Source organism: Pandoraea sp. 64-18 (assembly GCF_001899225.1).
Taxonomy (GTDB): domain Bacteria; phylum Pseudomonadota; class Gammaproteobacteria; order Burkholderiales; family Burkholderiaceae; genus Pandoraea; species Pandoraea cepalis.
In genome coordinates this window covers 100,869-124,287 of record NZ_MKVU01000020.1, presented here as the reverse complement: position 1 = coordinate 124,287, position 23,419 = coordinate 100,869, and the positions used below count along the sequence as shown (strand labels likewise).

Below are 23,419 nucleotides of genomic sequence, written 5' to 3'. Positions count from 1 at the left end.
ATGCGTTGGCGGCTGCGCGACTCGCTCTTCGCGCGCATGGCAGGGCTAGGCATTGCCGTCCTGCTGGTGATGCATCTCGTGTGGAGTGCGTTGGTTTTCTATCAGCGTCCGCGTCAGCAGGTGGACGGATTTGCGCGCGGCCTGCTCATTGCCATCCAGAGCGTGGATCAACGCGCAGTGGACCCCGGCAGCCTCGCGCCGCCGCATGGCCTGCGTCGCGTGCCGCTGACGCGGGCGCCGGCGTTCGCCGATCGCGCAGACGACACACGCACCGCGCGCCTGCGCAGCGAATTGCTCGCGCGCTTGCCGGCCGGCACGCAGCTGCATCTGGTCGACGAGCGCAAGCAGGGTAGTTTGTGGGTCTTGCTGCCCCAACGCAGCGAGTGGATCGTCATCGGATTAGATTTGCCGCCGATGCCACCCTTCGTGCGCGAGACGGTCGGTATTCTGATCGGCGCGGTATTGCTGGCGTTGCTGGTGGCCTGGCAGATGCAGCGCCCGATTGCGCGCGTCGCCCACGCCGCGCGCGTGATCGCGCGTGGACGTCGTCCCGCCTTGTTGCCCGAGCAAGGGCCGCATGAGTTGCGCGACCTCACGCACGCCTTCAACGACATGGCCAAGCGCCTGGCCGAAGCGGAGGACAATCAGGCGATCATGCTGGCGGGCATTGCCCATGACTTGAAATCGCCGCTCACGCGTTTGCGTCTTCGCGCCGATTTGATCGACAGCGACAGCTCGCGCGACGGGTTTGTGCGCGACATCGCGTCCATCGATCACATCGTCCAGCAGTTCCTCGCCTACGCTCGCGACGAACCCGATACGAGTCCGCTTGTGGGCGTCGATGCGTTCTTGCGCGAACAGTTTCCGGCGCAGGGGGGCGACGAAGCCACGGCATCCTCGGCCACGGCGACCGAGTTGGCCGAGAGCGCGCCGCTGTTCGCCAGCCATTTGCGCGCGGGCCCGGCGTTCCAGTTGCCGCGCACGTTGCTCGACCGCGTCATGATGAATCTCGTCGACAACGCCCTCGAGCACGGCGCGCCGCCCGTGCGTCTGGCGACGTGGTGCGAGGGCGCGGTGGGCTGTATCGAGGTGAGCGACTGCGGGGAGGGGATTCCGGACGATCAGGTGGCGCTGGCGATGCGTCCGTTCGTGCGGCTCGACGCCTCGCGTGGTGGCGAGGGCCATTGCGGACTCGGTCTGTCGCTGGTGGCGCGGTTGGTCGAGGGGCTGGGCGGCGCCGTGCGTCTGGCGAGGTCGCCGGACGGCGGCCTTCGTGTCACGCTGCGCTTGCCCGTGACGCCCGCACCTGGGCTTACCGGCGGCTGAGATGATGCCTCAGGCGGCGTGCTGCCGCGCTGAGCCGCCATCGCGCCAGGCGCGTCAGTAGACCTCCGGCACGATCATTTCATCCGGCACCGGGTGACGCATATAGTCTTCGCTGCGGGCGCGTTCGGGCAATATCACCGACGAGCGCTCCACGTCGTGATACGGCACTTGCGCGAGCAAGTGATGCATGCAATTCAGGCGCGCGCGCTTCTTGTCGTCGGCCTGCACGACCCACCAGGGGGCTTCCGGAATGTGCGTGCGCTCGAGCATCACTTCCTTGGCGCGCGTGTAACTTTCCCAGCGACGGCGGCTTTCCAAGTCCATCGGACTGAGCTTCCATTGCTTCAGCGGGTCCTGAATCCGTGCGAGGAAGCGCGCCTCCTGTTCATCGTCCGAGATCGAGAACCAGTACTTCACGATCTGGATACCGCTGCGAACGAGCATCTTCTCGAACTCGGGCACCGAGCGGAAGAATTCTTCGTATTCGCTCTCGGTGCAGAACCCCATCACGTGCTCCACGCCGGCGCGGTTATACCAGCTGCGGTCGAACAGCACGATTTCGCCGGCGGCGGGCAGATGCTGAACGTAGCGCTGGAAATACCACTGCGTGCGTTCGCGGTCGTTCGGGGCGGGCAGGGCGGCCACGCGGCACACGCGAGGGTTCAGCCGTTGGGTGATGCGCTTGATCGCGCCGCCCTTGCCGGCCGCATCGCGGCCTTCGAAGATCACCACGAGCCGGTGGCGGCTGCGGATCACCCAATCCTGCAATTTGACGAGTTCGCCCTGCAGACGAAACAGTTCGCTGAAATAGTGCAGGCGGTCGCTGCGGGCCTCGGCGCTCAGGTCATTCAGCCCGGGCAGACGAAGATCGTCGATCTCCATCTCGATCTCTTCATCGTAGCTGTCGATCAGGTCATCCTGGAGGCGGCGCGCAAGCGAGGCGTCGCGGTCGGCATCGGAATCGAATTGGGTCATGGCGACGGACTCTTACGGACCAAAAAATACGGAAGGCACCCGTCCAGCGTGGGTGAAGACAGGCCGGCACACGGCGCAGTCCCGCGTGCAGGGCGCACCCGAGAGTGAGCCAAAGTCTGCGACGATTTTATGACATTAGCATGGCGCGGACGAACGCCGCGCCAAGGCGTTTGCGTTCCGCCTCGCCCGGTGGGCGAAAGCGGCGTTGACAGGCGGTGTGCGAGGTGTGTGCGTTGTCACAAAAAAGCCATGTGACGGGGCCATGATGTCAGGTCGGCCCGCGCTGAGGTACGGGTCACGCCGCCCCCACTTTCGCCTACACACCGCGCGCATGTTCGCCGACTTGGTTCACAACGCTTATGGCTGCGATCAGGCGGGTCTGATCTATGGCTATCGATTCACCGACGGCACCTCGCCTGAGCCCATCGATTCGGGCGAGGCCCTCGCGTGGCTGGCGCAGGGCGAGCGTGCGCCCGGCTTCCTGTGGCTGCATTTCAACTTCGCGCATGCCGCGTGCGAGCGGTGGCTGCAGCAGCATCTGCGCTTGCCGGACGAATTCTACGAGCATCTGAGCGAAGGTTCGCGCTCGACTCGCATCGAACATTCCGACGACTGGCTGCTGGCCGTCATCAACGATGTGATTTTCGCGTTCGACATTGCGCAGTCGGAGATTTCAACGCTGCGTGTCGCGGCCAATGCCCGGCTGCTGGTCACGGGCCGGGTGAAGCCGCTGCGATCCATCGATAAGTTGCGCGCATCGGTCAAACGTGGCGAAGCCTTCCGTTCGCCGCTGGCGTTGCTGGTGCATTTGCTGCGCGATCAGGCGGATGTGCTCGAACGCATCGTGCGCGAGACGAGCGGGCGCGTGGATATGGTGGAAGACCGGCTATTGCAGCAGCGTATCGAGAGCAATCGCGCCGATCTGGGGTCGTTGCGCCGGGTGCTCGTTCGCTTGCAGCGATTGCTGGCACCGGAGCCGGCGGCGCTTTTTCGTCTGCTGAGCCGTCCTCCGCCCTGGGGGCATGTCGAGGACGTGCAGGAGTTTCGTCAGGCAACCGAAGAATTTGCCGTCGTGCTCAATGACTTGTCGGCCTTGCTGGAGCGAATCAAGCTGCTGCAGGAAGAGATTGCGGCAATGGTCAGCGAGCGCACCGAGCGCACGATCTACACGCTCACCGTCGTGACCGTGCTCGCCTTGCCCATCAACATCGTGGCGGGTTTCTTCGGCATGAACGTGGGCGGTATACCGCTGGCGGATCACCCGCACGGCTTCTGGGTTCTGGTCGCGATTGTCGCCACGGGGACCGCCGCCGCTGGCGGATGGGCGTTTCGGCGGCGGCCGGATTGATGGTGTCACGTCGAACCGCGACGCCAACACGGGCGGCTCATTGACCGTCCGGCGCGGCTTGAATCATCTTCCATCCGTTGCCGGCCGGGTCGCGAAAGCCCGCGTCGACACTGCCCTAGCGCTCGACCGGCGCCTGCGTGAACTCGACGCCGCCGGCTTTCAGTCTGGCGTAGCTTTCCTGGCAGTCCGATACGTGAAGTACCAGTGGCGGCATGGCACCCTTGGCGACCATCGCCCGCAACGTTTGCGCGGTCGCGTCGTCGTGGATGGGCGGGCCAGGGGTGAACAGGCCGAGCTGGAACGAGGGCTGGTCCGGATGCTGGACTGTCAGCCAACGGTACGGCCCGTTGCGCACGTCTGTGTGAACACGGAATCCGAGCTTCTCGACGTAAAACGCGAGGGCTTCATCCTGATCGTCGACGTACACACCGACCACTTGAATGCCTGGCTTCATAAGACCTCCTTGGTTGATGGAGGGACTGTACCTTGGGTTGCGCGGCGGCGCTTCTCCAAAACTGCGATCTTGAGATCGGGCCGCTGCGCCGCTTTCAGGACGCATGCGGGAACACGATCCGGGCAGTTGGGCGCGGTGGTCCGCGCCGACTGTCGGACAGCGCTCGGGCTTTGTCCATTGATGTCGCGAAAGATGCGGCCGAACGTGCCTACGCTCTCCCAGCCGGTGGCGAAGGCAATGTCGGTGATGCTCAGATCGGTGTCGCGCAACAGCGTGTTGGCCTGCTCGATGCGCCGTGTCAGCAGGTAGCGATGCGGAGGAATACCGAAGGCTCGCTTGAACGAGCGCGCGAAGTGCGCTTCGGAAGTGCCGCTGACCGCGGCCAGGCGCTTGACGGGCCAGGCCTCGTGCGAGGCCGAGTCCATGCGGTCTTTGGCGCGCAGCAGACGCCGCAGCAAGGCCGGGTCTTCCAACGGCGCGGTGTCGGCCGATTCGGCGCACGGGGCCGAAGACGGGGCTGGCATCGAGTCACGACGGCATTCGCGAGGGGCCATGAGTTCCAACGGCACAGACGAGATCCGCCCAGTTTAGGCGAAACAAGGGGGGGCGGGTATGGCCATGTGCGCAAGGGGCGGCGGCGGGCGCCGCCGGAGGCCGAATTCCTGATGTCTTCAGAACGTATGGTGCATGCCGCTCAGCACAAGCACCTGATTTTCATTGCTTGATGCCCCCGCGATCGACAGATACGCCTTTGTTCCGGCGTTGGTGTGCTCGCACAGCGCTTGCAGATACAGTTGCGTCGACTTGGACAGCGAGTAGATGTATCCCACCTCGACCTGCGACCATCGGTGACCGGACATCGTCGTCGTCGCAACGCCTCCAGTCACTTGATTGGAGCGCGTTAGCTGGTACTCGGCACCGGCTTCGTAGCTCTGATACACGTCTGAGGCAACGCCTTTTTTAAGGCGAACGCGCGTGTAAAGCCCGTGAACGCGAAGATTGCCGAATGTGTACAGAAGGCCTGAACCGAATGTCTGCGAATGGTCTGCAACGTATGCAGAAGCTGCGCTTCCTTGAAATGTGGTGAGACCTGTTGCCGCCACGCCAAAGGCGCGATTGTGCTGGTTGGAGAAAATGGCTGCCGTTTTCAGATTCCCGGACGCGAAATCGACGCCGATGCTGAAGGTGTTGCCGAAGCCGAAATTGGCCGTATTGCCAAGGCCGAACACCGAACTCGCGGAGAGGCCGTGATAGTTCGCAGAACGATACTTGATCGCATTGTCGATCGATGACGTCGCCGAGTTTGCGAGATTGTCGATATTGCCAGGATGGAACGCGTTCCATGACTGTGCGAGATAGGCGTTACTGAGCGGGGTGAGCAAATCGAAGTTAAGAGAACTTTGGTGCCCGACGGTAAGGGTGCCGGTGGTCGGCGAGGCGAGTCCCACGTATGCCTGGCGATTCCACATGGTTCCGCTTGAGACGGAAGTTCCGGTGCCTGTGAAAAAACCGTTCTCCAGTCGAAAAACGGTATGTAGGCCACCCCCGAGATCTTCAACGCCTCTGAACCCCCATCGATCCGGCTGCATATTGCTCTGATTGAATTTGAACAGGGCACTGCCCGCGCTGTTACTGACATAAGCGCCCCCTGCATCCAAGCTCCCGTACATCGTGACACCAGTTTGCGCCGAGACATTGCCGGCGAGTGAGCACATCAGTAATCCAGTTGCGATCGAGACCTTCATATTTCCCCGTCGATTCGAAACGGAAGTCCGGACAAATCGAGACTTCGTTAGTTAGTCGAGATGGTGTTGTTAAATGTTCAAATATGAACATGTAGAACAAAATTTGAGATTTCGAGGCGGATGGTTACATACTCAAAATTTCCGAGATGCTAGTGATTTCACCAGTAGCGAAAGGGGAGGTCGTGATGGCTACAATTTCTCATTCGTGAATCAATGTTTCGTATGTAAAACAAAGGAAGCAAATGGATACTCGGAGCACGACAGAGACCGATGCCGATTTACGGCCGGAGGGTGAGCGCCGCCGCGCGTTCCTGAAGACGACGGGAGCCGCACTTCTGTCCACATCGATCAGCAATCTCGTGCCTGCGACCGCCGCTCCGACGCAGCACATTGCAAAATCTCCTCCGGCCTCGCCACCGACGGGTTACAACGTTCTGTTCATCCTCGTCGACCAGGAACGTTACTTCGACGAGTGGCCGATGCCGGTGCCTGGACGAGAAAAGTTGAAGCGGCGCGGGATTTCGTTCGTCAATCACCAGATCGCGTCGTGTGTGTGTTCGCCGTCAAGATCGAACATCTACACGGGCCGCCATATGCAGCACACCGGTATCTTCGACAATGCGGGACTGCCATGGCAACCCGATCTGGGGCAGGACGTCCGCACGGTCGGGCATATGATGAAAGATGCCGGCTATCACTCAGCGTACTTCGGCAAATGGCATCTCAGCGCGACCATGCATGAGTCGCGCAGCCCTTACGATGCCCCCGTCGCGGATTATGCGAAGACGATGCGGGTATATGGCTTTGACGATTACTTTGGCGTGGGCGATCTTGTCGGGGCCGCTCATGGTGGCTATATGTACGATGGCACGACGACCGAGGCGGCGGTGACATGGCTTCGGAATCGCCGACCGAACGCGAGCACCTCCGAAACGTCAGCCAAGCCTTGGTTTCTCGCGGTCAATCTGGTGAATCCGCACGACGCGATGTGGTTCGACCCTGCACCGAGCGACAAAGGGCATGCGGGGTTGCTGCCTACCCGCGGCGCGCCAAACGACAAGCTGTATGAAACGCCATGGCGAAATGTGCCACTACCGCCGTCGCGCAAGCAACCACTGAACGGTCAGGGGCGACCGGCAGCCCATGCCATGTACGGCGCGGCGCACGCAGCGCTGATCGGCAGGTTCGACTTCAGCGACAGGAGTGTCGGCCTCTATCAAGACAATTACTTGAATTGCATTCGCGATTGCGATCGGCACGTCGCACGGATTCTGGAAGAATTGGACAACCTCGGCATTGCCGACCAGACCGTCGTGATCCTGACGTCAGATCATGGGGAGCTTGGCGGATACCATCAAATGATTGACAAGGGGGCGAACGCCTACCGCCAACAAAACCATGTGCCATTCATCGTCGCGCACCCGGCATACGAAGGTGGGAAACAATGCTCGGCCATCACATCGCACGTCGACATAGCGCCCACGTTGCTGGCGTTGGCCGGGTTGCCGGAGGAAAAGGTGCGCGCCATCGCGGGAAAAGCATCGGTCGGCCGCAGTTTCGCGCATCTGTTGAAGGCGCCGGACACGGCGCCCGTGGACGCCGTTCGTCCTGCAGCGCTGTTCAACTACGCGATGCTGCTGTATTACGACAGCGAATGGATGCTCGCGGAGTTCAACACCATGCGGCAACGCGGTGTGCCGCCGCAGGAGATGCATCGACGCGCATGCGCCCTGCAACCCAATCTAACGCTCAGGGGGGCGATACGGAGTGTATTTGACGGTCGTTATCGTTTCAGCCGGTATTTTGCGTTGTCGGATTTCAATCGTCCGACGACATTGGATGCGTTGATGCAACACAACGATCTGGAGCTTTACGATCTTCAATCGGACCCGGACGAAATGAATAATCTGGCGTCGCAGCCGGGGCGATATGGGACCGAGCTGCTTGCGATGAACGGCAAACTGAATGCCCTTATCGACGCGGAAGTCGGCGAGGACGCCCTAAGCAGTCTGCCGTTCATCGACAACCGGCTGCAATTCAATTTCCGGAAACATTCATAGCGAGGCGCTACCGGTGGGGGCGACTTGGCGCAAGCGCTTCCTTTACCCCGGCACGCGATCCAGCGCGGCCAACACATCTTCCGGGCGAATCTCCCGCGTGCACTCGAACGCGCGCGGCGTGTCGCGATGCCGTGGGCACCAGTGAAAGTCGTCGTGGTTGAAGCGCAGCGCCGGGTCGTGCCAGCAGCCGGTGCAGACGTCGCGCGCACTCACCCGGTAGGGCGTGGCGAACTCGTTGTGCGGCAGGGTGAAACCCGAGATCAGCACCGTAGGCGTGCCCATCGTCCAAGCGAGCCACGACAGTCCGCTCGACAAGCCGATAAAGGCACTCGCGTGCATCAGCCAGCGCGCGCGTTCGGTCAACGGCAGGTCGCCCGTGGCATCGATCGCGCCCGCCGGGATCGACTGCCAGAAATCCCCCTTGCCGTGCCGCGCCTTCTGATCGATGCACACGACCTGCATACCGCGTTCTCGCAGTCCGGCCACCACCGCATCCCATCCCCCCGGCCGATTCCAGTATTTGCATTGCGCGGTACTTTGCACGGCGATGCAGACGTAAGGTGCCGCCATCGGCCGCGACGCGTCCGGCAGCACCGTCTTCGCGCGCGCCTCGGCATCGTCTACGCCAAGAATGTGCGCCGCGGTGCGATGTAGCCCTGTCGCGCGGAAGTCGCGCGGTTGTTTCACGCGTGCCACGTCGTCGAAAAACAGGCCGATGTTGTACGTCGCGTAATACTTGCGTCGCTCCACCTTGTCCTGCGGGACGAAATCGACGTCCGGATACGCGTCGCGGAACAGCGACGCCACGGCCGGGGTAACGACACAGGCCAGACGGCACCCGTGCACTTGTGCAAAACGCAGCGCATAAGGCAGCCAGCCGAGCACATCGCCCAGGGCGGCCAATGGAAACTGGACCAGTACCGCCTGCTCGCGTGCATCGTAACGATGCGCAAAGACCTCCACGTCGTTCAGCCAGATCGTGATGCCATAGCGCACAAAATACTTGGCCGGGCTGCGCACGACGCCCGAGGAGAGGGAGACATCGGCCAGCGTGCTGTCGTCTCGCAGGTCGCTGATCCGCACGCGCCACGGCAGCGGCTGACCGAAATCGGGAATGACCACGCGTGCGCCGTCATTGAAATCGAAGCGCAGGCCGGCCGGGCCGACTTGCGTGGGCAGCAGGGCCGGCGACAGGAAAATCTGGTGCGGTGAGGGCGCAAACGGCGTGACTGCCGGCGAAGGGTCGGCGGGTGCAGTATCGGAGTGAGGCGGGGCGGGCATGGCATGGGTCATGCCCGACACCATACGCCGGACATAGCGCGAGCGATTGCGCGGCGAACGAGCGGAAAAGGGTCTATTTCTGGAAATTGGCTGGTTTTGGCGTCCAAAGGCCTTTCAGACCCTTTCGGTAATCCGTCCGGCAACGGGCCCGCAGACCCATTCGACGACGCCAAGCCCGGTCCATGGCGCCACTCGAACGCAACCGTAACCGGGGCCGCAGCGGCAAACGCTCATGCCGCGCCAGCCACCACCTGGTACTGCGCGCGCAGCGCCTGCGTGAACAGACGATGCGTCTCGCGCGGATTTTCCCGGCGCGTGAACATCGCCACCGGCGGCAGCGTCCATGTGAGCGACCAGGGTACGATCGCCACGCCGGCGATACGCACCAGCTCCTCGGCAATGTCTGCCGGCAACAGCGACACCGCGCGCTCGCTGCTGGCGAGCAACTCCCCCGTCAGCCGCGACGAGAAGCTCTCGACCACCGGCACCGGCGGTACCACGCCCGCGTGCAGGAACAGATCGGATAACTGGTCGCGCATCGGTGTGTGGGGCGCGCCCATCACCCAGTCGAGTTCGGCGAGCTGCGCCCACACCGGGGCGCTTCGTCCGAGCCGGGCGGCCAGACGGCGGTTGGCGACAACGCGCGGCATCTGGTGATGCAGCACTTCGAATTGCACCTGTGTCAGGTCGAGGCCGGCGCCCGCGCGTCCGATCACCACGTCGAGCGAGTGGTCGCGCAGTTGCGCCATCAGTGATTCGCTGGTGCCTTCATGGAGGGTGACGGTCAGTCGCTGGGGGATCTCGGCGAGCGTTTGCTGAATCGCGGCCGCCAGCGTCTTGCCGGAGATGTAGGGAATCACGCCCACCTGCAGTCGCGCCGCGTGTCCGGCCATCACGGCCTCGATGTCGCGGGTCAGGTGATCCAGGTCGTGCACCATCGCTTGCGCACGGGCGAGAACGACGTCGCCGAGCGGCGTGGGCGTCATGCCGCGCGGCGTGCGGTCGAACAGCGGGCCACCGAGCATGCTTTCCAGCTCCGCGAGGGCACTGGTGACCGCCGGCTGACTCGTCGCCATATGTTCGGCCACTCGCGTGAGCGAGCCGTGCTGCTGAATTTGCAGCAGCAGCACGAGATGACGCATCTTGAGCCGAGTGGTCAACCGCCGGACCACTTCCCCCGTGTCGAAAGGCACCGCCCCCATCTGTCCCCAATCCCCTGAAACCCCCGATGCTCCGGGCTTATAACGAAAACATGATGCCCCCATAGTAATTCAGAATCGTCCCCCGCTGGCGGCTGCCTAGAATGGCCTCACCTCTGATGCGCCAGGGCGGTAACCGTCTCCAGAATGGTCCGCGGCGCAAGGCAGAGCCGAGACATCGACCGAGGACGACACCCCCATGAGCCAAAGTAACGATCACCAGGCCGCCCTGGAATATCACCAGTTCCCGACCCCGGGCAAGATTTCCGTGACGGCCAGCAAGCCGCTCGTCACGCAGCGCGATCTGGCGCTCGCCTACACCCCGGGCGTCGCCATCCCGTGCCAGGAAATTGCCGCCGATCCCGCGCAGTCGTTCAAGTACACCGGTCGCGGCAATCTGGTCGGCGTGATCACGAACGGCACGGCCGTGCTGGGTCTGGGCAACATCGGCGCACTGGCCTCCAAGCCGGTGATGGAAGGCAAGGCCGTCCTCTTCAAGAAATTCGCCGGCATCGATGTGTTCGACATCGAAATCACCGAGAGCGACCCGGACAAGCTGGTCGAGATCATCGCGAGTCTCGAAGCCACGTTCGGGGGTATCAACCTCGAAGACATCAAGGCCCCGGAGTGCTTCACCGTTGAGCGCAAGCTGCGTGAACGGATGAAGATCCCCGTCTTCCACGACGATCAGCACGGCACCGCCATCACCGTTTGCGCCGCGTTTATCAACGGCTTGAAGGTCGTAGGCAAGGACATCCGCGAAGTCAAGGTCGTGACCTCGGGCGCCGGCGCCGCCGCGCTTGCCTGTCTGGACCTGATGGTCGACCTGGGCCTGCCCGTCGAGAATGTCTGGGCAACCGACATCGACGGCGTAGTCTACGAAGGCCGCACGGTGGGCATGGACCCGGACAAAGCGCGCTTCGCGCAGCCGACCGACAAGCGCACGCTCGCGGAAGTGATCGAGGGCGCCGACGTGTTCATCGGGCTGTCCGCCGGCGGCGTGCTCAAGCCGGCAATGCTGGGGACGATGGCGGCGCGTCCGCTGATTCTGGCGCTCGCCAACCCGACGCCGGAAATCTTCCCGGAAGAAGCGCGCGCCGCGCGCGACGACGTGGTGCTCGCCACCGGCCGTTCGGACTTCCCGAACCAGGTCAACAACGTGCTGTGCTTCCCGTATATCTTCCGCGGCGCGCTCGACGTGGGGGCGACCACGATTACGCGCAACATGGAAATCGCCGCCGTGCACGCGATTGCCGCGCTGGCCCAGGAAGAGCCGAACGACTCCGTGGCAACCGCCTACGGCGCGTATGACCTGTCGTTCGGGCCGGAGTACCTGATTCCGAAGCCGTTCGATTCGCGTCTGATCGTGCGCATTGCGCCGGCCGTGGCGCGCGCCGCCATGGAAGATGGCGTGGCCACGCGCCCGATCGCCGACTTCGACGCGTATGCCGATCAGTTGCAACAGTTCGTGTACCACTCGGGCGCGTTCATGAAGCCGATCTTTTCGGCGGCCAAGCAACTCGTGCGCGACGGCGGCAAGTCGCGCATCGTGTTCGCGGAAGGCGAGGAAGAGCGCGTGCTGCGTGCCGTGCAGGTGATCGTCGACGAAAAGCTGGCGCGTCCGATCCTGGTGGGCCGCCCGGAAGTGCTGCTCGCGCGCATCGAGAAGTTCGGTCTGCGCCTGCGTCTGGGCGAGGATGTCGAGGTGACCAATCCTTACTACGACGAGCGCTTCCACCAGTACTGGACCAACTACTGGGAGCTGCGTTGCCGTGACGGCATCACGAAGGAAATGGCGCGTGTCGAGATGCGCCGCCGTCTCACGCTGATCGGCGCGATGATGGTGCGCCTGGGCGATGCAGACGGCATGATTTGCGGCACCGTGGGCGCGTATCACGACCACCTGCGCTTCGTCGACGAAGTCATCGGCAAGCAGCCGGGCGCGAATACTTACGCGGCGATGAACATCCTGCTGCTCGACAAGCGCACCGTGGCGCTCGTGGACACGCACGTCAACGATGACCCGACGGCCGAGCAGATCGCCGAGTTCACGATGGCCGCCGCCAAGCAGATGTCGTGGCTGAACCTGAACCCGAAGGTCGCGCTGCTCTCGCGTTCGAATTTCGGCTCGGGCAGCGCCGCGTCGGGAACGAAGATGCGTCGAGTACTGGAGATGGTCAAGGCGCAGGCGCCGGAGTTGGAGATCGACGGCGAAATGCACGGCGACTGCGCGCTCGATGAAGGTCTGCGCAGCCGCATTCTGCCGCAGTCGCGTCTGAAGGGCGCGGCGAACCTGCTGGTGTGCCCGAACGTCGATTCGGGCAACATTGCCTACAACCTGCTCAAGACGGGCGCGGGCAGCAACGTGGCGGTAGGACCGTTCCTGTTGGGTGTCGGAGCACCCGTCAACGTGCTGACGTCGAGCTCCACCGTGCGCCGCATCATCAACATGACGGCGCTGACCGTTATTCAAGCCAATCGCGACTGATGACTACACGGGGGGCACGCTTGGGGAGAATTTCCTGGGTGTGACACCCGTCACGGCCCCGGCCGGTCCGGCAGACGTATCGATCCGATACGCTGCCGGCCACGCCGGGGCTTTTTTCGTTTTCAAGCCTCGCGGCCCGAATCAGTTGCGGTGGTCGCGGCCGTGATCTCGGCCGTCGTGGCCATGGCCGCGGCCATGATCGTGGTCGTCACGACGATCCGGTCCCCGGCCGCGATCACCGCGATCCCAGCCGCCGCGACTCAGTGCCCAGCCGTTCGGGCCTTGATGCCAGGCCGGCGCGCGATACGCGTAGCCCGGACGGTCACGTTCCCAGTGACCGCCGCGCCACTCATGGCGATGGCCGTCCCAGTCCCAGAAACCCGGCGCCCAAACATATCCGACGCGCGGCGGCGGCATCGGCTCATAGCGCGGCGCCGGCGGCGCGCCGATGTTGATGGACACGCCCACCTGTGCATGGGCCGGGGCGGTGGCAATGCCCCCGAGCGTCGCGGTAACGAGGACAACGGTCAGCGTCATTTTTTTCATGATGGCTCCCTTTGAGTTCGATTTTTGGGTACGTCTTCATCGTACGAGGAGCCGCGTCTGCCGCGAAGCGAATAGTCGTAAAAAAGTGTTGGAATTGTTTCGTTTTGTTTGTCGAAACGTGACGTGAGATGACGTAGCGCAAGCCGGAGCTTTGCATCGCCTGGCAGACGCTCGGGAGCGCCTCGCCAGTCAATGTGAGCGCCGAGGCGTCACGACTTCGACGCGTGCTGATGACGATATTCCTGCGTGCGTCCGCCGTAACCATAAGCCGCGCCGCGGGCATCGATCACGTGGATGTACGAGCACTCGTGCACGTTGCCGAGCAGGCCCGACAACGTTTCGAACACCTGAGCAATGAATTGCGCCTTTTCGGCCTTTGTATTCGTCTCGTCGGTCACGCTGATGTCCAGATGGAAGGCGTTTTTCCCTTGCTCCGAGAGGGGCGCTCCGCCGATGAACCAGCGCGTGTGCGGAATATAGTCGACGGTCACGGCGACGACCTCCGGCGCCTTGTGCAGCGTGTCGACGGTCAGTTGCGAGACCGCGCGAACGGCGTTGCGGGTGAGGGCGTCGTCGGGCGTGCCCGAGAGTTGCAGAACGATGTGCGGCATGGTGCGGCTCCCAAAGATTAAGCGGTGTTGGGTGATGTGAAGACAACGCCCTAAGTCTAGGGAGAGGATTGACATCGGAAAAGCGGGAATTTACGATTTGATCCATCGTTTTTGTCAATGGATGAATGCATGACGCCCGGTTTCGATTTCGATCAGTTGCGCACCTTCGTGGCGGTGGCCGAGGCGGGCAGTCTGTCGGCCGCCGCGCCGCGCGTGTTCCTGTCGCAGTCGTCAGTGAGCGAGCAGATTCGCAAGCTCGAAGTGCGCATCGGCGTGACGTTGTTCACGCGCGGCAAATTTGGCGTAAGCGCGACGCCGGCGGGCGAGCGGCTGCTCGGACACGCGCGGCAGTTGCTCGCGCAGTCCGAACGGGCGTGGCATGACGTGCGCGGATTCTCCCTCGCCGGCGAATTGCGGCTGGCGATCACAGACTACTTCCGTCCGGCCGAAGTCGCGCGCATGCTGCGGCATCTCGGCATGGCGTATCCGTCGCTGCGCATTCACGTCACGATTCTGAAAAGCGGGGAGATCGAGGCGGGCTATGACACGGGCGACTTCGACATCGGTCTGTCGATGCGCGTGCTCGGCAAGGCGCTCGCTCGCGAGGCGGTGGCCGGCACGCGCACGCTGGGGCGCGAGTCGCTCGAGTGGGTGGCATCGCCGGACCTCGTTCTGGCGGCCGGCGCGCCGCTACCGCTGCTGGTGCTGCCCGATAGCTGTGCGCTGCATCGCTTCACCACGCAATGGCTTGACGACCACCGTGTGCCCTTCACGATTGCGCACGTGGCCTCGGGCGTGGCGGGGCTGCAATTAGCGTTGAGCGCGGGGCTCGGGGTGGCGTGCCTGAATGCGTCGGCGTCGGGGCCGTCGCTTGCGCGTATCGAAACGTTGATGCCCGGGCGGCGCCTGCCCGCACTGCCGGACGCCGAATTTCATTTGCTTCCCGCGCGCCGTGGCGAGCCTGAGTGGGTCACGCACGCGCGCGATGCGTTGGCCGAGCAGCTTACAGCGCGTTGAGGGGGATCTTCAGATAGCGCGTGCCGTTGGCTTCCGGCGCCGGCATGTCGCCTGCACGGATGTTGACCTGTACGGCGGGCAGAATCAGCGTCGGCATCTCGAGCGTCTTGTCGCGGGCCTCACGCATGGCGACGAAGGTGTGCTCTTCGATGCCGTCGTGCACGTGGATGTTGGCGCGCCGTTGCTCGTCCACGGTCGTTTGCCAGTTCGCCGTGCGTCCGGCGGGCGGATAGTCGTGGCACATGAACAGACGCGTCGACGCCGGCAGCGCCAGCAGGCGGCGGATCGAGCGGAAGAGCGTGTGGGCATTGCCGCCGGGGAAGTCGCAGCGTGCCGTGCCGACATCGGGCATGAAGAGGGTGTCGCCGACAAACACGGCGTCGCCCACGCGATAGGCCATGTCCGCCGGCGTATGGCCGGGGACGAACATCGCTTCGGCCTGCAGCGCGCCAATGGCGAACGTCTCGCCGTCTTCGAACAAATGGTCGAATTGCGAGCCGTCTGGCGGCACGTCGGCGCCCAGATGGAACAGCGTCTTGAAGACGTGCTGCACCTCTCGGATGTGCGCGCCGATGGCAATGCGTCCGCCGACGCGTTCCTTGAGCCAGTGCGCTGCGGACAGGTGATCGGCGTGCGCATGCGTCTCAAGAATCCAGTCGACTGTGAGCTTGTGTGCGGCCACGAAGTCGAGCACGCGCTCAGCCGATTCCGTATGCGTTCGGCCGGCCTTGGGGTCGTAGTCGAGCACCGGATCGATGATGGCCGCGCGTGAGCCCGGCGCATCGAACACCACATAGGTCACCGTGGAGGTGGTGGTGTCGAAGAAGGCTTCGATGTTGGCGGGCGTGGCTGGCATGATCGGCTCCTGCATTAATTTATTAATTGATATATTATAGTCTAGTATAATGTTTATGGCGACGTGACCTCTCGCCGCGCCGCAATGCTCTGAATGGTTCGATCCTGCCATGCCAAAAGTGACTGCGCTATCCCCTGTCGAACGGGCCACGGCCTCCGCGGACACCGCGCCGCTGGATGTCGCACGGTTGCGCGCCGCCGCGTGCGATGCCACCGCGCTGCTGCGTGCGCTGGCCAACGAAGACCGTCTGCTGATCCTGTGCCAGCTCACACAGGGCGAACTGTCTGTGGGGGAACTGGAGGCGCAGCTCGACATTCGGCAACCGACACTCTCCCAGCAGCTCGCCGTGCTGCGTACCGAGTCGCTGGTGACGACCCGGCGTGACGGCAAACGTATCTACTATTCGGTCGCCGATGGCGCAGTGCTTGCCTTACTGGCATGCCTCTACGACCAGTTTTGTCCGAAATTCTGATTAATTGACGGGACGCTCCGCACATGACCCTCGATACCCTTCACTTCACCCCATGGACCGCGTTGGCCGGCGGTTTGCTCATTGGCGTTGCCGCCGTCTGGCTGATGCTGGCGACCGGGCGCATTGCAGGCATCTCCGGCATTGCCGGAGGCCTGTTGCGTCCTCGCGCCGGCGATGTGGGCTGGCGCATCGCCTTCGTCGTCGGGTTGATGGCAGCCCCTTGGGCGTACCGCGCCGTGGCCGTCGTGCCCGCGGCGCAGATCGACGCCAGTGCCGCGATGCTCGTGGCGGCGGGTGTGCTGGTCGGCTTCGGCACGCGACTCGGGTCGGGCTGTACGAGCGGCCACGGCGTGTGCGGCTTGTCGCGGCTGTCGTGGCGCTCGCTCGTCGCCACGCTGTGTTTCATGGCGATGGGTTTCCTGACCGTGTTCGTCGTGCGCCACGCACTCAATCTGGGAGGTGCGGCATGAAGAAGCTGCTTTTTGCGTTCATTGGCGGGCTCGTCTTCGGGCTGGGGCTGATACTTGCCGGGATGGCGAATCCGGCGAAAGTGCTGGGCTTTCTCGATTTGGCCGGCCGGTGGGATCCGTCGCTGGCGTTCGTGATGGGCGGGGCCATCGCGGTGGGGCTGGTCGGGTTCCGGCTGGCACGCTCGCAGGCACTGGCCTGGACGGGCGAGCCGCGTGCCTGGCCGGGGGCGAAAGGTTTGGACAAACGGTTGGTGCTCGGGGCGCTGACGTTCGGTGTCGGCTGGGGAATCGCCGGGATTTGCCCGGGACCTGCGCTGGTGCTGCTCGGCGCGGGTTCGGGCAAGGGACTGCTGTTCGTCGTCGCCATGATCGCCGGTATGGCGCTGCACGCGGTCATGACACGGGCCGACGCGAAGTAACGCGCGCGGCTCAGTGTTTTCTCGCCAACTCCGTGCCCGCGTCGGCAGCCAGTTGGCGGGTGACCGGAATCGATAGCCACGAGAACAGGCCGATCACGAGGAACGCCGGCAGGAAATCGCGGGTGGTCAGGTGTTCGTGGCCGGCCAGCCGGCTGCTCGCCTGCAGCACCATTCCCGAAATCGTCACGCCCAGCCCCAGCGACAACTGCTGAACCACGCTCGCAAGACTCGTGGCTCGGCTGGCGTCGGCGCTGGCAATGTCGGCGTACACGATCGAATTGAGGCAAGTGAACTGCAGCGACGGGAAGAAGCCGCCGAACGCCACGACGGCAAGCATCACGATCACCGGCGTGTCATGCGAGAAGAATCCGTAAGACGACAGCGCCAGACCGGCCAACGCCGCATTGACGATCAGCACGCGGCGAAAACCGAATCGCGCGAGCACGCGCTGTGCAATCGCCTTCATGAAAATCGCCCCGAACGCCGACGCGCAGGTAATCATGCCGGATTCGAACGGATCCATGTGGAGCCCCTCCTGCAGCGCCAACGGCAGCAGAAACGGCACGGCCCCCAACCCGATGCGAAAGAGCGATCCGCCGACGACACTGGCGTGGAACGTCGGGATGCGCAGCAACCTGAGGTCGAGCAGAGGCGCTTGCACACGATTGGCATGGCGCCAGTAAGCATAGACAAAGAGGGCCCCCACGGCGCACAGGGTGACGACAACGCTGCCGTCGATGTGGGGTTCGCCGATCATGGCCAGCCCGAGCATGAGCAGGCCGCTGCCGAGCGCGGAGAGGACGAAGCCCAGCGTGTCGAGGCGTCCGGCGTCGCCGCCGCGCTCGTTGTCGATGTATTTGCCCGCGAGGTAGATGCCGAGCAGGCTCACCGGAATGTTGACGAAGAAGATCCAGCGCCAGTGCAGATAGGCCGTGATCGCGCCGCCCAATGGCGGGCCGATGACCGGGCCGAGCAGCGCTGGCATCGTCAGGTAGCCGATGGCCTTGACCAGATCGTGCTTGGGCACCGCACGAAAGATGACGAGACGGCCGACCGGCACCATCATCGCGCCGCCCACGCCCTGCAGAAAGCGCGCGAACACGAACGTCGGCAGCGAAAACGACAGCGCGCAGAGAATCGAGCCGGCCATGAAGATGCCGATCGCCGTGCGGAAGACGTTGCGCGCGCCAAAGCGATCGGAGACCCAGCCGCAGATCGGAATGAAGATGCCGAGCCCGACCACGTAGGCGGTGAGCGCCATCTTCAGCGAAATCGGGTCTTGATGAAGATCTCGCGCCATGGCGGGCAGCGAGGTGGTGATCACCGTGGCGTCGATGTTCTCCATGAACAGGGCGCAAGCGATGATGAGCGGAATGATGACGGCGCGCGACACAATGGGGGAATGGCTGGCGCAAAGATTCGGATTGTCCCACGATTTAAGCGACTGCTTCAATCGCCGAGGCGACGCCTAGCGCTGGTTGGCCGCCAATTCGTCGGCGTTGAGCCGGTACAGCACGTGACGGCGCATTCGGTGGCCGGCCGGAATCAGCGGATGCAGAAAGTCTTCGTCGGGGCAATGGCGCATGCCGATGCGCGCCATGACCGCGCGCGAGCGAACGTTCGCGGGAACGGTGAACGACACCAGTGCTTCGAGGCCGAGCGTGTCGAACGCGAAATGTGCGGCGGCGAAGGCCGCCTCGGTCGCGTACCCTTTCGACCACCAGGCACGCGCCAGCCGCCAGCCGATTTCCACGGCCGGCGCGAAAGGGGCGTCGAAACCCACGCGCATCAGGCCGACGAATCCCGCGAACGGCGTCACGCCAGGGATTTCCAGCACCCAGGGACCATAGCCATGCGTCTCGATATGTTGGGCCAGCCGGTGCGCGACGGCGTCGCTCTGGGGCCGGTCGAGTGTCGTCGGAAAGTGGCGCATGACATCTCGATCGGCATTGAGCGCAGCGAAAAGTGGCAAATCCTCCGGTCGCCACTGACGCAAGACCGTGCGCTCGGTAGTGAGCGCGCGCGCGGGGGTACCGAACGGCGAATGCGAATCCTCAGCCAGCGTCGACGTGCTCATGCGCTCAAAATTCCGTTGAATTCGCCCGAATCCGAATGGCAAATCGCCGATTGTGACAATTCTGGATTGACTTAATTCGATTTGCGCGAACATTGTGTTCGTGCCCGTCAATATTGCCATACCTACCGTGATGCGCAGTAGCGTCAGGCGCGACGGTTCTATTGTACGAAAATGCGATCGACTCGGGAGATGGCATCGACGCACGCGTTTGATGGCTACGATTCGAAAATCGAGGGTGACACCAATGGCACGTCCGAGACGACGTCCGGCGAATCGCATGGATCCGGGGGGCACTCGGGTTATCCGTGAATTACGGCGCTGGGATGCGAATAATCCGAATAAGTGAAGTCTTTCGGATCGCGGAACGATCGGATAGCGATTGAATGTTTGGGGAGCACCTATTGTCTGAGGCATCGAGCGATGATGCCATCTGCGTCGTCGGCGCCAAACATCGCCCGGCAAAAAAGCCTTACGAAAACTTGCAGGAGAAAGTGTGAACTTATCACGCCGCCTCGCGTCCACATCGCACGATGGCGGGAATGCTTTTGCGATTGCCGGCAATGGGGCACGCTAATGCCTCGATATCGACGAGGCCGATCTGATGATATTCCCGGAATCGCGCTCCGATTCTGTGCATTGTCGGAAGCATCGATCGGACGATTCAATGCGATTTTGGCGTTTCCAGACTCATTCTCTGGAAATGCGGTTTTCAAATTATTAAAACTCGTGCTATTTTAAGTGGCGATCCATTTTAACAACCCAAGGACAGGCCAGATGGCAAGCTATAAAGAACTCGTCGCGCAGCGCGAAAAGATTGAAAAGCAAATCGAAGAGGCTCGGGCCCGTGAAGTCGCTCAGGTCATCGCTGAAGTCAAACAGAAGATTCAGGAATATGAACTGTCCGCCAAGGATCTGGGGCTTGTCGCAACCGATGGCCGTCGCCGTGCCGCGCGAGCCCAGATTGCGCCGAAGTACATGAATCCGGCCACGGGCGAAACGTGGTCGGGCCGTGGCCGCGCCCCGAAGTGGGTCGGCAAGAACAAAGAGAAATTCCTGATCAAGTAATTCGCTGACCCAATCCGAACCGGTACTGCCGGTCACATGTCAGGGTGGTCGGGGAGCCACCATCGCTGCGCCGCGGTCACGTCCGCGGCGGCGAGCGTTGGCCGCCGTGTCCCTGTGCGCACTAGCGCAGCCATCCAGTCGTCGCATTGCCCCCAACCCGGATCGTCTGGCTGTGGCTTGATGTGATGCCGTGCCGTAAAGGACAGAACCCGCCGTTCGTACACCGACGGCGGGTTTTTTATGGTGTGTGCCGTGTATCCGGCACGCGTCGTACGCAGAGTCCGCTTATTCCGAGCCCGGATTTTCCGGCGGAAACATCAGCGTGACCTGTAAGCCGCCGGTAGGCCGATTGCTGAACGATACGCGTCCGCCCAGTTGCTGGGTGAGCTTATCGACAATGGCGAGACCGAGCCCGCAATGCGCATTGCCGCCGCGAGCCGGGTCAAGCCGGACGAACGGCCGCACGATGCGATTGATGTCTTCATTGGCAATGCCCGGGCCGCTGTCTTCGATCACGAGACGCCATCCGCTCGCGTCGTGTGACGTGCGAATCGCGAGCGGCGCCTGTCCGTACGTCACCGCGTTATCGAGCAGGTTGTTTACGATGCGCTCGAGATAGGTCTGCCTGAGCTTGAAGCCCGGACCGGCCTGAAGATCCAGTTCGATGGCATAACCTTGATCGAGGAACGGGGCGACCAGTGCGGGAATGCGGGCTTCCACCGGCGACGTCGCACTTTCCATTTCGATCCCCCGGGCAAACAGCAGGAACTGATCGACGATGCGAGTCATCGATTCGGCGTCGCGTGTAATGCCCTCGCTCATCTGGGCGTCGTCGAGCATTTCGGCACGCAGACGTAACCGTGCAAGCGGCGTTTTCAGATCGTGGGCAATGCCGGCAAGCATGGTGTTGCGCTCCCGGTCGGTTTGCACGATGTCGTGGCTCATGCGATTGAAGCGCTCGGTCAGTTGACGCAACTCCAACGGGCCGCGCTCCTTGACCTGGGTGCGAATGCGATGGGTGGCGAGTTGCTCGGCGGCGGCGGCCATGTCCCGCACCGGCCGCTGCAATTGCCACGCCGCGAACAACGCAAAGATGACGGTAATGCCGAGGACTGCGGCCAGACCCGGCAAAATCATGGCCGTGCCTGGCGGATTACGCACGGACAGCACCGGCGTGGCGATCCAGTAGTCGCGGCCCGGCAGGCGGGCCCAGATGCGAGGCGGTGGCGTGCGCTCCACGCGCAACTGCGTGCCCGCGGGAAGGCGCCGGGCGAGTTCGGTCGTCAGGCGGGCGGTCTTGCTGGCGGCCTCGAAGACGTCGCCATGCGCGAACGAGACCGGCACGACCTGCACGAGATCCGGCAATGTGAGCGTCGAGCTGCCGTCGTGCACTTCGGCCGCCGCCTTGATGATGAAGGCCATTTGCTCAGCGGCATTTTGCACACGCGTCTCATCGTGATCGCTGCGCAGGATCGTGAGATATGAGAAATGGCTGATGACCAGCGCTGCGATGATGAGTAGCGCGAGCCGGCCAAATAAAGTGTCGAAACGGCCTTTCATGCAGGGCTCTGCCTGTGGGCTGGGGTAAGCAGTATCGGCAGCATGCCGGCGTCCTTGTCAGACGGGGAGGTGACGTCGTCGAACAGGGCGACGACGCAGCGTTGTGTCCGGCGCCGGGCCATCAACCGGTGGCCATGTCGGCGCGTTGACCGTCGGGAACGAAGATGTAACCGCGCCCGCGCACGGTCTGGATGAAGCGCGGGCTCTGCGCGTCTTCGTCGAGCAGACGGCGCAGGCGCCAGATCTGCACGTCGATGCCGCGATCGTTGACATCGCTGTCCGCGCCGTAGAGCAGTTCGATGATGCGCTCGCGCGAGAGCACCTGCATCGCGTGGTTGACCAGCAGGCGCAACAAGCCGTATTCGCCGTCCGAGAGCGTGAGCAACTGCGCATCGCGGGTGAGCGTGCGGCTGCGGAAGTCGAGCACGAACGGGCCGAATGTATAGTTCTCGCGCTGCTCGGGCACCGCGGCATCGGGCTGCTTGCGACGGCGCAACACGGCATTGATCCGGGCGAGCAGCTCGCGCGGACTGAACGGCTTGCCGAGATAGTCGTCGGCACCGATTTCCAGTCCGACGATGCGGTCGATCTCGTCGCTGCGCGCGGTGAGCAGGATCACCGGCACATCGTCGTTGCGCGCGCGCAGGTCCCGCAGGGCGGTGAGGCCATCGACCTTGGGCATCATCAGGTCAAGCACGATCAGCGACGGACGCTCACGCTCCAGGCGTGCGGCCAATCCGTCGCCGTCATGCATCACCGCCACCGAGAAGCCGTGGCGGCTCAGGTATTCGCGCAGCAGATCACGCAGATCGGGATCGTCGTCGACAACAAGAATCTTCATATTCGTTCGGACAGGGAGTGTTGTCATGATAGTGGCCTCCCCGCGCGCCTTGACGCGGGTATTGTTTCCAGACATTACAGCATTGGTCACCCGTAACGTTGCGTAATAATAGAGCCAGCGCCGGTGATACACGAAATTCGTCCCCATCGCATAAGGTTCGATCTAACCGGCAAGCCACCCTGCCGGTGGCCGATTCCGCACACCCAGTCGTACGTCTCGCGTTGCGAGAGCGCTGCGATAAGGCAATGCAGCGCATCGCGACGCGCGGTGCCAACGCTGTCATGCGAACCATCGCGCGCGCGGCCGGTCTTTCCTTTGCCGCGCCAAGCGCGATTCCCCTTGGGGAAAGCGGGTGTAATCAGCCGTCCTATCGGGCTTCGACAACGGTCTGCTATGCTGATTGGCCGGATCTGGCGTGAGGCAAGGCCCCCGGGGTTGACGGACGCTTTGCTGTGCCGCGGCACTCGATCGCAAGACCATCGTCCACACGGGACGAATCCACCTACCACTGCGCTGTAATGAGGAAGTCATGACCGAGCACGGTCCCCACGGTTCCGAACCACCGAACGGTTCTGATCGGCCCGCACCCGCCACTGCTGGCACGCAACG

Annotated in this window: 21 protein-coding genes and 1 pseudogene; 9 read left to right on the top strand and 13 right to left on the bottom strand. The window is 63.2% G+C overall.

Going from position 1 to position 23,419, the window contains the following annotated elements; all coding sequences use genetic code 11:
- Nucleotides 1-1,326, top strand: coding sequence for an ATP-binding protein (locus BGP02_RS17595; RefSeq protein ID WP_026131744.1), 1,326 nt, complete (start codon nucleotides 1-3; stop codon nucleotides 1,324-1,326).
- A gap of 54 nt (nucleotides 1,327-1,380) precedes the next feature.
- On the opposite strand, the gene ppk2 is transcribed toward BGP02_RS17595, so the two are convergent.
- Nucleotides 1,381-2,301, bottom strand: a complete 921-nt coding sequence (gene ppk2, locus BGP02_RS17590) for a polyphosphate kinase 2 (RefSeq protein ID WP_017232804.1) — start codon at nucleotides 2,299-2,301, stop codon at nucleotides 1,381-1,383.
- Between the two features lie 331 nt (nucleotides 2,302-2,632).
- Between ppk2 and BGP02_RS17585 the strand changes: the two genes are divergently transcribed.
- Nucleotides 2,633-3,649 (top strand): transporter, encoded by a 1,017-nt coding sequence (locus BGP02_RS17585; RefSeq protein WP_017232805.1) that lies wholly within the window; start codon nucleotides 2,633-2,635, stop codon nucleotides 3,647-3,649.
- 37 nt (nucleotides 3,650-3,686) lie between these two features.
- On the opposite strand, the pseudogene BGP02_RS17580 reads toward BGP02_RS17585, so the two are convergent.
- The 3 genes and pseudogenes from BGP02_RS17580 to BGP02_RS17570 all read right to left on the bottom strand — a co-directional run bounded on the left by BGP02_RS17580 (nucleotide 3,687) and on the right by BGP02_RS17570 (nucleotide 5,848).
- A pseudogene (locus BGP02_RS17580) lies at nucleotides 3,687-4,103 on the bottom strand (VOC family protein).
- Complete coding sequence (locus tag BGP02_RS17575; protein WP_020372910.1) at nucleotides 4,100-4,627, bottom strand: helix-turn-helix domain-containing protein; 528 nt, start codon at nucleotides 4,625-4,627, stop codon at nucleotides 4,100-4,102. Before BGP02_RS17575 ends, BGP02_RS17580 begins: the two are co-directional and overlap by 4 nt.
- Before the next feature lie 147 nt (nucleotides 4,628-4,774).
- Nucleotides 4,775-5,848 (bottom strand): porin, encoded by a 1,074-nt coding sequence (locus BGP02_RS17570; protein WP_026131746.1) that lies wholly within the window; start codon nucleotides 5,846-5,848, stop codon nucleotides 4,775-4,777.
- Nucleotides 5,849-6,207: 359 nt separating this feature from the next.
- Between BGP02_RS17570 and BGP02_RS17565 the strand changes: the two genes are divergently transcribed.
- Complete coding sequence (locus BGP02_RS17565; protein ID WP_232424553.1) at nucleotides 6,208-7,908, top strand: sulfatase family protein; 1,701 nt, start codon at nucleotides 6,208-6,210, stop codon at nucleotides 7,906-7,908.
- A gap of 42 nt (nucleotides 7,909-7,950) precedes the next feature.
- Here the strand turns inward: BGP02_RS17565 and BGP02_RS17560 are convergent, their stop codons facing one another.
- Together BGP02_RS17560 and BGP02_RS17555 are read right to left on the bottom strand one after the other, a co-directional pair.
- Complete coding sequence (locus BGP02_RS17560; protein ID WP_198288668.1) at nucleotides 7,951-9,201, bottom strand: autotransporter strand-loop-strand O-heptosyltransferase; 1,251 nt, start codon at nucleotides 9,199-9,201, stop codon at nucleotides 7,951-7,953.
- Between the two features lie 218 nt (nucleotides 9,202-9,419).
- The gene (locus BGP02_RS17555) at nucleotides 9,420-10,382 is read right to left on the bottom strand and encodes a LysR family transcriptional regulator (protein WP_026131747.1); all 963 of its coding nucleotides are present in this window, start codon (nucleotides 10,380-10,382) and stop codon (nucleotides 9,420-9,422) included.
- Nucleotides 10,383-10,587: 205 nt separating this feature from the next.
- Between BGP02_RS17555 and BGP02_RS17550 the strand changes: the two genes are divergently transcribed.
- A complete protein-coding gene (locus BGP02_RS17550; protein WP_017232812.1) occupies nucleotides 10,588-12,876 on the top strand; it encodes an NADP-dependent malic enzyme in 2,289 nt (762 codons plus the stop codon).
- A gap of 141 nt (nucleotides 12,877-13,017) precedes the next feature.
- Here BGP02_RS17550 and BGP02_RS17545 read toward each other — a convergent pair whose 3' ends face one another.
- Nucleotides 13,018-13,422: a YXWGXW repeat-containing protein gene (locus BGP02_RS17545; protein ID WP_502688491.1), complete on the bottom strand. Its 405-nt coding sequence runs from the start codon at nucleotides 13,420-13,422 to the stop codon at nucleotides 13,018-13,020.
- Between the two features lie 209 nt (nucleotides 13,423-13,631).
- Complete coding sequence (locus BGP02_RS17540; RefSeq protein WP_268566829.1) at nucleotides 13,632-14,033, bottom strand: tautomerase family protein; 402 nt, start codon at nucleotides 14,031-14,033, stop codon at nucleotides 13,632-13,634.
- Between the two features lie 129 nt (nucleotides 14,034-14,162).
- Between BGP02_RS17540 and BGP02_RS17535 the strand changes: the two genes are divergently transcribed.
- Complete coding sequence (locus BGP02_RS17535; protein WP_039830025.1) at nucleotides 14,163-15,050, top strand: LysR family transcriptional regulator; 888 nt, start codon at nucleotides 14,163-14,165, stop codon at nucleotides 15,048-15,050.
- Here the strand turns inward: BGP02_RS17535 and BGP02_RS17530 are convergent.
- Complete coding sequence (locus tag BGP02_RS17530) at nucleotides 15,037-15,906, bottom strand: MBL fold metallo-hydrolase (RefSeq protein WP_268566828.1); 870 nt, start codon at nucleotides 15,904-15,906, stop codon at nucleotides 15,037-15,039. The two genes, BGP02_RS17535 and BGP02_RS17530, sit on opposite strands and share 14 nt — an antisense overlap.
- Nucleotides 15,907-16,015: 109 nt before the next feature.
- On the opposite strand from BGP02_RS17530, the gene BGP02_RS17525 reads away from it, so the two are divergent.
- The 3 genes from BGP02_RS17525 to BGP02_RS17515 are packed head-to-tail and all read left to right on the top strand — an operon-like array spanning nucleotide 16,016 to nucleotide 17,267.
- Nucleotides 16,016-16,378, top strand: coding sequence for an ArsR/SmtB family transcription factor (locus BGP02_RS17525; RefSeq protein WP_017232817.1), 363 nt, complete (start codon nucleotides 16,016-16,018; stop codon nucleotides 16,376-16,378).
- 23 nt (nucleotides 16,379-16,401) lie between these two features.
- A complete protein-coding gene (locus tag BGP02_RS17520) occupies nucleotides 16,402-16,848 on the top strand; it encodes a YeeE/YedE family protein (protein WP_286798921.1) in 447 nt (148 codons plus the stop codon).
- On the top strand, nucleotides 16,845-17,267 hold the full coding sequence (locus BGP02_RS17515; RefSeq protein WP_017232819.1) for a DUF6691 family protein: 423 nt from the start codon (nucleotides 16,845-16,847) through the stop codon (nucleotides 17,265-17,267). Before BGP02_RS17520 ends, BGP02_RS17515 begins: the two co-directional genes overlap by 4 nt.
- A gap of 10 nt (nucleotides 17,268-17,277) precedes the next feature.
- Here the strand turns inward: BGP02_RS17515 and BGP02_RS17510 are convergent, their stop codons facing one another.
- Both BGP02_RS17510 and BGP02_RS17505 read right to left on the bottom strand, forming a co-directional pair.
- Nucleotides 17,278-18,720, bottom strand: coding sequence for an MFS transporter (locus BGP02_RS17510; protein WP_502688490.1), 1,443 nt, complete (start codon nucleotides 18,718-18,720; stop codon nucleotides 17,278-17,280).
- A 15-nt stretch (nucleotides 18,721-18,735) separates the two neighbouring features.
- Nucleotides 18,736-19,344, bottom strand: a complete 609-nt coding sequence (locus tag BGP02_RS17505; protein ID WP_268566826.1) for a GNAT family N-acetyltransferase — start codon at nucleotides 19,342-19,344, stop codon at nucleotides 18,736-18,738.
- 774 nt (nucleotides 19,345-20,118) lie between these two features.
- Here BGP02_RS17505 and BGP02_RS17500 point away from each other — a divergent pair.
- Entirely contained in the window at nucleotides 20,119-20,409 is a 291-nt protein-coding gene (locus BGP02_RS17500; RefSeq protein ID WP_017232823.1) for an H-NS histone family protein, read from the top strand.
- 285 nt (nucleotides 20,410-20,694) lie between these two features.
- Here BGP02_RS17500 and BGP02_RS17495 read toward each other — a convergent pair whose 3' ends face one another.
- Both BGP02_RS17495 and BGP02_RS17490 read right to left on the bottom strand, forming a co-directional pair.
- Nucleotides 20,695-21,969: an ATP-binding protein gene (locus BGP02_RS17495; protein WP_017232824.1), complete on the bottom strand. Its 1,275-nt coding sequence runs from the start codon at nucleotides 21,967-21,969 to the stop codon at nucleotides 20,695-20,697.
- Between the two features lie 121 nt (nucleotides 21,970-22,090).
- The gene (locus BGP02_RS17490; protein WP_017232825.1) at nucleotides 22,091-22,810 is read right to left on the bottom strand and encodes a response regulator; all 720 of its coding nucleotides are present in this window, start codon (nucleotides 22,808-22,810) and stop codon (nucleotides 22,091-22,093) included.
- Between the last annotated feature and the right edge of the window lie 609 nt (nucleotides 22,811-23,419).

Bases quoted from the DNA above. Each gene is read 5' to 3' on its own strand.
- BGP02_RS17595 (WP_026131744.1), top strand. From the start codon at position 1: ATGCGTTGGCGGCTGCGCGACTCGCTCTTCGCGCGCATGGCAGGGCTA.
- ppk2 (WP_017232804.1), bottom strand. From the start codon at position 2,301: ATGACCCAATTCGATTCCGATGCCGACCGCGACGCCTCGCTTGCGCGC.
- BGP02_RS17585 (WP_017232805.1), top strand. From the start codon at position 2,633: ATGTTCGCCGACTTGGTTCACAACGCTTATGGCTGCGATCAGGCGGGT.
- BGP02_RS17575 (WP_020372910.1), bottom strand. From the start codon at position 4,627: ATGCCAGCCCCGTCTTCGGCCCCGTGCGCCGAATCGGCCGACACCGCG.
- BGP02_RS17570 (WP_026131746.1), bottom strand. From the start codon at position 5,848: ATGAAGGTCTCGATCGCAACTGGATTACTGATGTGCTCACTCGCCGGC.
- BGP02_RS17560 (WP_198288668.1), bottom strand. From the start codon at position 9,201: ATGACCCATGCCATGCCCGCCCCGCCTCACTCCGATACTGCACCCGCC.
- BGP02_RS17550 (WP_017232812.1), top strand. From the start codon at position 10,588: ATGAGCCAAAGTAACGATCACCAGGCCGCCCTGGAATATCACCAGTTC.
- BGP02_RS17545 (WP_502688491.1), bottom strand. From the start codon at position 13,422: ATGAAAAAAATGACGCTGACCGTTGTCCTCGTTACCGCGACGCTCGGG.
- BGP02_RS17540 (WP_268566829.1), bottom strand. From the start codon at position 14,033: ATGCCGCACATCGTTCTGCAACTCTCGGGCACGCCCGACGACGCCCTC.
- BGP02_RS17535 (WP_039830025.1), top strand. From the start codon at position 14,163: ATGACGCCCGGTTTCGATTTCGATCAGTTGCGCACCTTCGTGGCGGTG.
- BGP02_RS17530 (WP_268566828.1), bottom strand. From the start codon at position 15,906: ATGCCAGCCACGCCCGCCAACATCGAAGCCTTCTTCGACACCACCACC.
- BGP02_RS17525 (WP_017232817.1), top strand. From the start codon at position 16,016: ATGCCAAAAGTGACTGCGCTATCCCCTGTCGAACGGGCCACGGCCTCC.
- BGP02_RS17520 (WP_286798921.1), top strand. From the start codon at position 16,402: ATGACCCTCGATACCCTTCACTTCACCCCATGGACCGCGTTGGCCGGC.
- BGP02_RS17515 (WP_017232819.1), top strand. From the start codon at position 16,845: ATGAAGAAGCTGCTTTTTGCGTTCATTGGCGGGCTCGTCTTCGGGCTG.
- BGP02_RS17505 (WP_268566826.1), bottom strand. From the start codon at position 19,344: ATGAGCACGTCGACGCTGGCTGAGGATTCGCATTCGCCGTTCGGTACC.
- BGP02_RS17500 (WP_017232823.1), top strand. From the start codon at position 20,119: ATGGCAAGCTATAAAGAACTCGTCGCGCAGCGCGAAAAGATTGAAAAG.
- BGP02_RS17495 (WP_017232824.1), bottom strand. From the start codon at position 21,969: ATGAAAGGCCGTTTCGACACTTTATTTGGCCGGCTCGCGCTACTCATC.
- BGP02_RS17490 (WP_017232825.1), bottom strand. From the start codon at position 22,810: ATGAAGATTCTTGTTGTCGACGACGATCCCGATCTGCGTGATCTGCTG.